This is a genomic window from Corallococcus aberystwythensis, from assembly GCF_003612165.1.
Taxonomy (GTDB): Bacteria; Myxococcota; Myxococcia; order Myxococcales; family Myxococcaceae; genus Corallococcus; species Corallococcus aberystwythensis.
On the sequence record NZ_RAWK01000355.1, the window covers coordinates 1 to 8,403 of the forward strand.

General features: G+C 70.5%; 6 protein-coding genes and 1 pseudogene. 4 read left to right on the forward strand and 3 right to left on the reverse strand.

What is annotated here, in order from left to right; all coding sequences use genetic code 11:
* From D7W81_RS37225 to D7W81_RS37235, 3 genes are all read left to right on the forward strand, one after another.
* A partial coding sequence (locus D7W81_RS37225; protein ID WP_244227696.1) for an EI24 domain-containing protein occupies positions 1–800 on the forward strand: 800 nt, incomplete at its 5' end.
* Between the two features lie 227 nt (positions 801–1,027).
* On the forward strand, positions 1,028–4,273 hold the full coding sequence (locus D7W81_RS37230; RefSeq protein ID WP_120560124.1) for an MXAN_5808 family serine peptidase: 3,246 nt from the start codon (positions 1,028–1,030) through the stop codon (positions 4,271–4,273).
* Positions 4,274–4,475: 202 nt separating this feature from the next.
* The gene (locus D7W81_RS37235; protein ID WP_120560125.1) at positions 4,476–5,384 is read left to right on the forward strand and encodes a hypothetical protein; all 909 of its coding nucleotides are present in this window, start codon (positions 4,476–4,478) and stop codon (positions 5,382–5,384) included.
* Here D7W81_RS37235 and D7W81_RS37240 read toward each other — a convergent pair whose 3' ends face one another.
* Complete coding sequence (locus D7W81_RS37240; RefSeq protein WP_120560126.1) at positions 5,385–6,101, reverse strand: glycerophosphodiester phosphodiesterase; 717 nt, start codon at positions 6,099–6,101, stop codon at positions 5,385–5,387.
* Positions 6,102–6,220: 119 nt separating this feature from the next.
* Here D7W81_RS37240 and D7W81_RS37245 point away from each other — a divergent pair, with 119 nt between their 5' ends.
* Positions 6,221–6,445 carry a twin-arginine translocase TatA/TatE family subunit gene (locus tag D7W81_RS37245; protein WP_244227697.1) on the forward strand — a complete coding sequence of 75 codons (225 nt, stop codon included), beginning with the start codon at positions 6,221–6,223 and terminating at the stop codon, positions 6,443–6,445.
* Here D7W81_RS37245 and D7W81_RS37250 read toward each other — a convergent pair.
* Both D7W81_RS37250 and D7W81_RS37255 read right to left on the reverse strand, forming a co-directional pair.
* A complete protein-coding gene (locus D7W81_RS37250) occupies positions 6,442–7,233 on the reverse strand; it encodes a hypothetical protein (RefSeq protein WP_120560128.1) in 792 nt (263 codons plus the stop codon). The genes D7W81_RS37245 and D7W81_RS37250 overlap by 4 nt on opposite strands.
* Positions 7,234–7,240: 7 nt before the next feature.
* Positions 7,241–8,403, reverse strand: a pseudogene (locus D7W81_RS37255) (zinc-ribbon domain-containing protein); the annotation flags it as partial.

Sequence of the window (8,403 nt, forward strand, 5' to 3'; positions counted from 1 at the left end):
CCCCACGACCCCGTCTGTCGGATTTCTTCCAGGGGGTGGGTGTGCTCGGCCGCGCCTTCCGGCTGATCTTCCGCTCGCGCCGCCTCTTCCTCCTGTCCAGCCTGTGCGCGGTCCTCACCGCCATCACCCTGGTGGGTCTGGCCGTCCTCCTCTACCGCTACGCCCCCGGCCTCCTGGAGTCCGTGTGGGCCCGGCCCGAGTCCTGGTACGGCCGCGCCGGCTGGACCCTCACGCTCATCCTCGGCGCGCTGGTCGCCTGGGTGGTGGGCGCCAACGTGGTGCCGCCCCTCCTGCTGACGCCGCTGCAGGACCCGCTGTCGGAGGCCACCGAGGCCGAGTGTGCGCAAGCGGACGCCGTGCTCTCCCCCGTCTCCTTCCTGCGCGGGATGACGACAGGGCTGTTGCACACGCTCGCCCGCATGGCGCTGCTGTTCCTGGGGCTGGCGGTGCTGCTGCCGCTCAACCTGGTACCGGGCCTGGGCAGCATCGCGTTCACCGTGCTGGCCAGCCTGTGGACCATGCTCTGGATGGCGGCGGAGCACCTGGCCGCGCCCATGACGCGCCACCTGTACCCCTTCGCCCAGGTGCGCCGCATGCTCCGCGAGCGCCGGGCACTCTGCCTGGGCTTCGGCGCGGGCGTCTACCTGCTGCTCTGGGTGCCCATCCTGAACACCTTCTTCCTCCCGGTGGCCGTCATCGGGGGCACCCTCCTCTACCGGAGCCTGCGGGAGGCCGGGGACCTGCCCCCGCCACCGGATGCGAGCGGGCCCGGCGGCGCTCCGCCGGCTGGCACGCCCTGAAACGAAATAAAGGGGCATGCCGGGTGTCCATTCGTGCAGGCCCTCCGGGAACGCATTGCCTGCGGTGGACGTTCTCGGACGCTAGTGACAAGGCCACGCCTTGAAGCACCTGGAAGCCGTGATTAGGCTTGCCCGGCCGCTGCCAGGTCCCTTGGCACACGTCGAACCGTTCGGATTCACAGGGCTTTTCACGCATCACCCGGGGCGCCCCTCGCGCCCCAGCTGGGATGAACCGCATGCCGCGTATCTTCCGCCGCATCACCGCCGTCGCCGTTCTGTTGGGGGCCTGGGCATTCGCAGGCAGTGACCGTGCGCCCCTCCCGCTCACCGTGGGAGCGGCGGAGGCGGGGCAGGACTCCTGGGACGGCGCCCTGCCGTCCGCCAGCAAGAGCGAGAAGGCCCCGCACGACCTCAACAGCCTCCGCGTCCTGACGAAGGTCATCCTTTACGTGAAGGAGAACTACGTCGACCCCAAGCGGGTGAAGCCCAAGGAGATGATGATCGCCTCCCTGGAGTACGTGGAGAAGAGCGTCCCGGACGTGCTCGTGGACGGCAACCCGGAGACGGGCAAGCTCAACGTCAACGTCAACGGCAAGCAGAAGGAGTTCGACATCTCCCACGTGGACTCCCTGTGGAAGATGTCCTTCGCGCTGAAGGACGTGTTCGACTTCCTGTCCAAGAACATGCGTCCCATCGAGGAGACGCGCGACATCGAGTACGCGGCCGTCAACGGCATGCTCTCCACGCTGGACCCGCACTCGGTGCTGCTGCGCCCGGAGCTGTACCGGGAGATGAAGCTGTCCACCAAGGGTGAGTTCGGCGGCCTGGGCTTCGTCATCCAGATGAAGGAGGGCAACCTCACCGTGGTGAAGGTGCTGCCCAAGACGCCCGCGGCGCGCGCCGGCATCCAGAAGGACGACCGCATCAAGAAGATTGGTGAGGAGTCCACCGTCAACATGGACCTCAACGAGGCCGTGTCCAAGCTGCGCGGCCCGGTGGACAGCCGCATCACCATCACCGTGGAGCGCGACGGCTGGGACAAGGCGCGCAACATGACGGTGGCGCGCGCCATGATTTCCATTGAGTCCGTGCAGCACAAGCTGCTCGCGGGCGGCGTGGGCTACGTGCGCCTGAAGAACTTCCAGGGCAACACCACGCGCGACCTGGAGGCCGCGCTGGCGGACATCCGCAAGCAGGCGGAGGCCAAGGGCGGCTTCAAGGGCCTCGTGCTCGACCTGCGCGGCAACCCGGGCGGTCTCCTGGAGCAGGCCATCCAGGTGTCGGACACGTTCCTGTCCAAGGGCACGCTCGTCGCGACGGTGGGCTTCAGCGACAAGCTGCGCGAGGAGAAGCGCGCGCGCCCCACGGAGGGCGAGGAGTCCTACCCCATCGCGGTGCTGGTGAACGCGGGCAGCGCCTCCGCCTCTGAAATCGTCGCGGGCGCGCTCAAGAACCTGGACCGCGCGGTCATCATCGGGCGTCAGACGTTCGGCAAGGGCAGCGTGCAGGTGCTCTACGACTTCCCGGACGACAGCGCGCTCAAGCTGACCATCGCCAAGTACCTCACCCCGGGCGACGTCTCCATCCAGGAAGTGGGCATCGTCCCGGACATCCAGCTGGTCCCCACGCGCGTCACCGCGGACCGGGTGGACGTGTTCGCGCCCCGGAAGTCCATGGGCGAGGCGGACCTGGATCAGCACTTCGGCAACCCGGAGTCCTCCACCATCGCCAAGAAGCGCGAAGAGGTGCTGGACCGCGAGAAGCCGGGCACCAGCCTCAAGTACCTCAAGGTGGACGAGAAGGCCGCCCAGGCCGCCGCCAAGAAGGAAGAGCCCAAGGAGAAGGTCGCCACCAAGCCGGCCGCCAAGGACAAGAAGGAGCACGGCGAGAATGATCCGCTCCTGGACGTGGACGTGGCCGGCCAGGGCGAGGACCTGGACGACCAGCTGGACGCGGAGTCCCAGGAGGAGATCAAGGAGGACTTCGAGGTCCAGTTCGCCCGCGACTTCGTCCTGAAGGTGCCGGCCGTGAAGCGCGGCGAGCAGCTGGCCAAGGGCAAGCAGTTCGTGGAGCAGAAGCGCAACGAGGAGGAGCAGCGCATCAACAGCGCCATCGCCGCCCTGGGCCTGGACTGGAGCCCCGGCCCCACGCCCAAGAACGTGCAGCTGGACGCCAGCTTCTCCCCGGGCAACGACGCGAAGATCGCCGCCGGCGAGCAGCTGGACATGGTCATCCACGTGGAGAACAAGGGCACGGAGCCGCTCAAGCGCGTGCGTGGCTGGACGGAGAGCGACAACGCGTTCCTCGACCGCCGCGAGTTCCTCTTCGGCGCGCTGGCCCCGGGTGAGAAGAAGTCCTGGAAGGTGCAGGTTCGCCTGCCCAAGGACCTCACCAGCCGCCGCGACGACGTGAAGGTGAAGCTGTTCGACGACAACGGCGCGCTGCGCGACACGCTGGTGTCGGAGCTGTCCTTCGTGGAGCTGCCCCGCCCCACGTTCGCCTTCAACTGGCAGGTGGTGGATGACTGCGCGGACTGCAACGGCGACGGCGTCGTGCAGCGCGGCGAGGACGTCACGGTGGTGATGGACGTCACCAACACGGGCGTGGGCGCGGCGCTGGACTCGTTCGCGCAGATCAAGAACGGCGGCGACGCGAACATCTTCATCGAGAAGGGCCGCTTCAAACTGGGGGAGATCAAGCCCGGTGAGACGAAGACGGCGCGCTTCCAGGTGTCCCTGAAGAAGGGCTTCAAGGGCGACACCTTCCCGCTGAAGCTGGCCATCCTCGACGAGCCCCTGGAGGAGTTCGTCCTGGAGAAGCTCCAGCTGCCCGTGAAGGACGGCGCCGTGGCCCAGCTGGAGGCCAAGAAGGGCCTGGTGAAGCTGTCGGACAAGGCGGAGCTGTTCGCCTCCCCCACCGCGGACGCGCGTCCGGTGGCGAAGCTGCCGCAGGGTGCGACGCTGGCCCTGGAGGCCACCACCAAGGGCTACTACAAGGTCGCGCTGGAGAAGGACCGCTTCGCCTTCGTGCGCACCCAGGACGCGAAGGAAGTGAAGACCGGCAAGGCCGCGGCGCCCAAGACGGTGGCGTACAGCACCACGCACCAGCCGCCGGACATCAAGCTGGACGTGGACCCGTCCCACGGCGGCGTGGTGGTGAACGGCGACAAGTTCACCCTCTCCGGCGCGGTGAAGGACCCCAACGGCCTGCTGGACGTCTACGTGCTGGTCAACGACCAGAAGGTCTACTTCAAGGCCGTGGACCCCAAGGGCGGCGAGCCCAACACGCTGAAGTTCACCGCCGACTTCGCGCTCAAGGAGGGCAACAACAACGTGCTGGTGGTGGCCCGCGAGAGCTCCGAGTTCGCCAGCCGCCGCACCCTGGTCATCCGCCGCCGTCCGGCGGAGGTGGCCCAGAAGGTGGCGACGCCCGCCGCCGCGGCCACCAACCCGGTGAAGCCGCGCCAGCAGTAGGCCTCGAGGGCTTCCGGGCCCGCCCCCGGAGCGCCTGAACCCCGGGCGGCTCGCTTCCAGCGGACGCTCCCCTTCCTCGAAGGGGGCGTTTCCCTGGAGGAGGGCCGCCCGTTTTGTTGACGCTTCACCGAGGGCCGATTTAGGGTCCGCGGCAGGTGGGCGCCCGCTTGGCCGGCATGCGTCCCGGAGGCCTGATTCCCCCATGCGGACGTTCAGTCGGTGGCTCGTGTGCGCGACGGCGCTGTCCGGGGCCGCGGCCCACGCGGACGACAACGACCTGAAGATTTCCCGCTTCGGCGTCGAGCGCCGGGGCGCCACTTCCGTCATCACGGACACGGAGTTCGCCGAAGCCAGCGCGGACTTCCGTGCCTTCGCGCGCACGTTCGGCGCGGTGATGACGTCGGCGAACCTGATGCCTCCCCGCACGACGGGCCACTCCGGCTTCGCGTTCAACGCGGAGCTGTCCGTGGTGTCGTTGCCAGAGGATGTGCAGCTGCCCACGGAAGCCGAACAGCCGGGCTCCGTGCTGGTGCCTTCGCTCCACGTGCGCAAGGGCCTGCCCTTCTCGCTGGAGCTGGGCGGGCGCGTGGGCTGGATTGAGAAGAGCAGCATGGTGACGGCCACGGGCGAGCTGAAGTGGGCCGTCAACGAGGGCTTTACCTACCTGCCGGACGTGGGCCTGCGCCTGCACGTGACGAAGCTGTTCGGCGCGCACAACCTGGACCTCACCACCACGGGCCTGGACATCGGCGTGGGCAAGCAGTTCCCCCTGGGCGGCATGGTGACGCTGACGCCCTACGGTGGCCTGGACCTCAACTTCGTCAGCGCCACCACGCGCACGCTGGACTTCGACCCCAGCCGCACCGTGGCGGACTCGCAGGGCAACGACTCGCGTGACGCGCTGACCAACGCCGCGCCGTACGCGCGGGTGCGCGCGGGTGACAACCTCACCCCGCGCTTCTACGCCGGCGCGCGCTTCATTGGCGGCGTGCTCCAGCTGGGCGCGGAAATTTCGCTCACCAACCTGGGCAGCTTCGACCAGGACGGCGCCGGCAGCCGCGAGCTGCCCTCCGTCTTCGCCTTCAACACCACGCTCGGCCTGGACTTCTAGTCAGCGCAGGGCCTCGCGCACGCGGGCCGGGCGGTTGGTGATGAGGTAGGACACCCCCAGGTCCCGCAGCACGCGGGCGCGCTGGGGGTCGTCCACCGTCCACGCCGCCACGCTCAAGCCCGCGCCCCTCCACGCGGCCACGCGCTCCGGCGTGCACGCCTCGTGGAACGGGTGCACCGAGTGCGAGGACACCAGCGGGCTCAGCGCGTACGCCTGCAGCGCCCAGGGCTTGTCCGGGTCGATGAGGAAGCCCCGGCGCAGCGAGGGCGCCGCCGCCGCCAGCCGGAAGAGGCACAGCGGGTTGAAGCTGGACACCACCACGCGGCCCGCCAGGTCGCGGTCCCCCAGCAGCCGCGCCACGCCCGCGGCCAGGCCGCCGTCGTCGAAGCGGTCGCACTTGAGCTCGATGTTGACCAGGAAGTGCTCCGGCAGCGCGTCCAGCACCTCCTCCAGCAGCGGGATGCGCGCGGGAGCGAAGCCCAGGGGCGTGCCCACGTCCGCGCGGGAGAGCTTCCACCAGGGCGTGGAGCGCACCTCCCACGGCTGACGGGCCAGGCGGTCCAGGCGCTCGTCGTGGCAGACGACCACCTCGCCAGAGCCGCACACCATGGCGTCCAGTTCCACGCCGTCGGCGCCCTGACGGACGGCCTCCGCGAAGGCCTCCAAGGTGTTCTCGGGAGCGTCGGCGCTGGCACCACGGTGAGCGAGCAGGAGCATGGGGAGCGGGAGTGTGCGCTGGAATGGCCCTCTGGCGCAGCGCTGGCGTGGGGCCGGCGTCCGGGGGTGGACGCGTGCGCAACTTGCCTCGCGGGTGGGTTTATTGCAGTGTCCGAAGCATGCTGGGCACCGGAGAATTCATCGTCCTCGGCTTCATCCTGCTGGTGGTCTTCTCGGCCGCCCGGATGGGGCAGTTGGGCAACGCGGTGGGCAAGTTCGTCTACTCGTTCCGCAAGGCGTCGCGCGGCGACGACCTGGTGGACGTGAAGCACCTGCCCCACTCGCGCCGGGGCCACACCGACGCGGACTTCACCGAAGGCCCCAACAAGGACCGCCGCCCCTAGAACTCCTCCCCTGTCGGGAGCACCAACGGACCGGGCGGGCTGCCGGGCGCTGGCGCCAGGAGCAGGCGCGCGGCCTGCTGCCTCAGGGCGGGCAGCAGCCCCGTGGCCTCCACCATCTCGCGCAGGTCGGAGGTGGTGAGCAGCGGCACCAGCTTCGCGCCCACCTCCGGCGGCAGGTACGGATTGAAGGCCAGCGCGCGGCGCACCTTGTGGCGCACGGACCAGCGCGGCGACTTCCAGATTTCGACCAACGGCTCCGGACGCGCGGGCCTGCGCGCCGCGATGCGCACCACCAGGTCCTCGGTGAGGCGCGGGTTGATCAGCACGTTGCGCAGCACGGCCGGGTTGCTGACGGTGGCCAGGCGCGACAGCACGTCCGGGTCGCGCGTGAGGCGGGCCTGCTGCTTCAGGTGACCCAGGGACTGGCTGGCCGCCTGCGCGTCAGCGCGTGCGGCGGCGTCCGCGTCCAGCTCCTTGCGCGCGGGGCCCTGGGCGAAGAGGTCCGCCACCGCCTCCAGCGACTGCACGTGGGCCATGCGCCGGAGCGCCTCCACGTGGGGGATGTGCTCGGCCTCCTGAGCCAGCGCGGCCAGGAAGTCCGACAGCACGCAGGTGGCGGGCGCCTGCCCCGCGCGGGACAGCGACAGCAGGTGGCCAATGAGCTCGTTCGTGTCGAACGGCTCACGCCGGGCCAGCTCTCGCGCGGCGGCCTTGCGGCGCACGGTGGCGCCTCCACCCAGGGCGTGCAGGTTGCGCGCGAGCGCGCGGGCCTCCTCCAGCGTGGACATGACGGCGCTAGCCTCCGGTGCGGTCCGCGGTGGGTTCAAGGGGGACGGGCTCCAGCGTCACCTCCAGCCGGAAGCCGGTGAGGTCCGCGGGGAACTCCTGGAGCATCACCAGGAAGGGCACCTTGCCGCCCGGAGGCACCGGCAGGGCGCCAGCGTCCATGCGCTGGCGGAGCGCCGTGGCGGCCTCGCGGCTGGTGACGGCGTGGAGTTCCTCCGGCGTGGCGAGCGCGCCCGCGAGCCCTTCCGCCGATCGCACCCGCTGGTCGCCGTCGAAGAGCGCTGCACGCACGCGCACGGCCGCGGCGGCGCCGGTGCGGTTCTCCGCCTCGCCGCGCACGACGAAGAGCATGCGGCCGTCGCGGGTTTCATAAAGGCCGTTGGTCACGTCGCTCGCGATGAACGGGCGGGACGCGGGCAGCACCAGCGAGCGCAGCCGGTCCGGGGACAGCGTGGACGGATCCACCTTGCCGTCGCGCAGGTACACGGTGCCCAGCGCGCCCAGGGCCACCACCAGCACGGTGGCGATGGCGAGGTTGAGGACCAGCCCCGTCACCTTCCGCGCGCGGCCGGGCAGCCGGCGCTGGGGCATGCCCACGTCCTCCATCCGGGCGGAGGGCTTGGCCACGGTGACGGCAGGGCCGCCGCGCATGTTGGCCAGGTCCACCACCTCGCGGCGGGGCGTGGTGATCTTGAACGGGTCGCCGTCGTCGTAGGCCGGCACGTCGCCCAGCAGCGAGATGCCGCCGGGCTCCTCCGCGCCAGCCTCCGAGGGCACATCCCCCAGGAGCGCGGCGCGGCCGGTGTCCGAAGCGGCCATCCCCTCTTCGCCGGACGCACCCGCGCCGGAGAAGTCGAACAGGTCCCCCATCGGCTCCGGGTGGGCCCCGGGGGCCTCGGGCGCGGCGGCCAGGTCCGGAGGCGGAGTGGCCACGTCGATGGACGCGAACGGATCCTCGTTCTCGAAGCCCGGCGAGGGCACCGCCGGTCCCACCGCCGCGGCGCCGCTCGGCGAGGGCGCCACGGCCACGTTCGCGGCATGGCGCAGCGACGCCGCGTCCGGCCCGGACGGAGCGTCGATGGAGAAGTCGAACAGCGGATCCGGCGCGAGGTCCGCCGAACCGGCGGCGGCAAGGCCGGGGGAGGCCACGGGAGCCCCACCCGGACGAGAGG

Excerpts from the sequence above, each read along its gene's own strand:
- D7W81_RS37235 (WP_120560125.1), top strand. The coding sequence starts at position 4,476 with ATGCGGACGTTCAGTCGGTGGCTCGTGTGCGCGACGGCGCTGTCCGGG.
- D7W81_RS37250 (WP_120560128.1), bottom strand. The coding sequence starts at position 7,233 with ATGTCCACGCTGGAGGAGGCCCGCGCGCTCGCGCGCAACCTGCACGCC.
- D7W81_RS37230 (WP_120560124.1), top strand. The coding sequence starts at position 1,028 with ATGAACCGCATGCCGCGTATCTTCCGCCGCATCACCGCCGTCGCCGTT.
- D7W81_RS37240 (WP_120560126.1), bottom strand. The coding sequence starts at position 6,101 with ATGCTCCTGCTCGCTCACCGTGGTGCCAGCGCCGACGCTCCCGAGAAC.
- D7W81_RS37245 (WP_244227697.1), top strand. The coding sequence starts at position 6,221 with ATGCTGGGCACCGGAGAATTCATCGTCCTCGGCTTCATCCTGCTGGTG.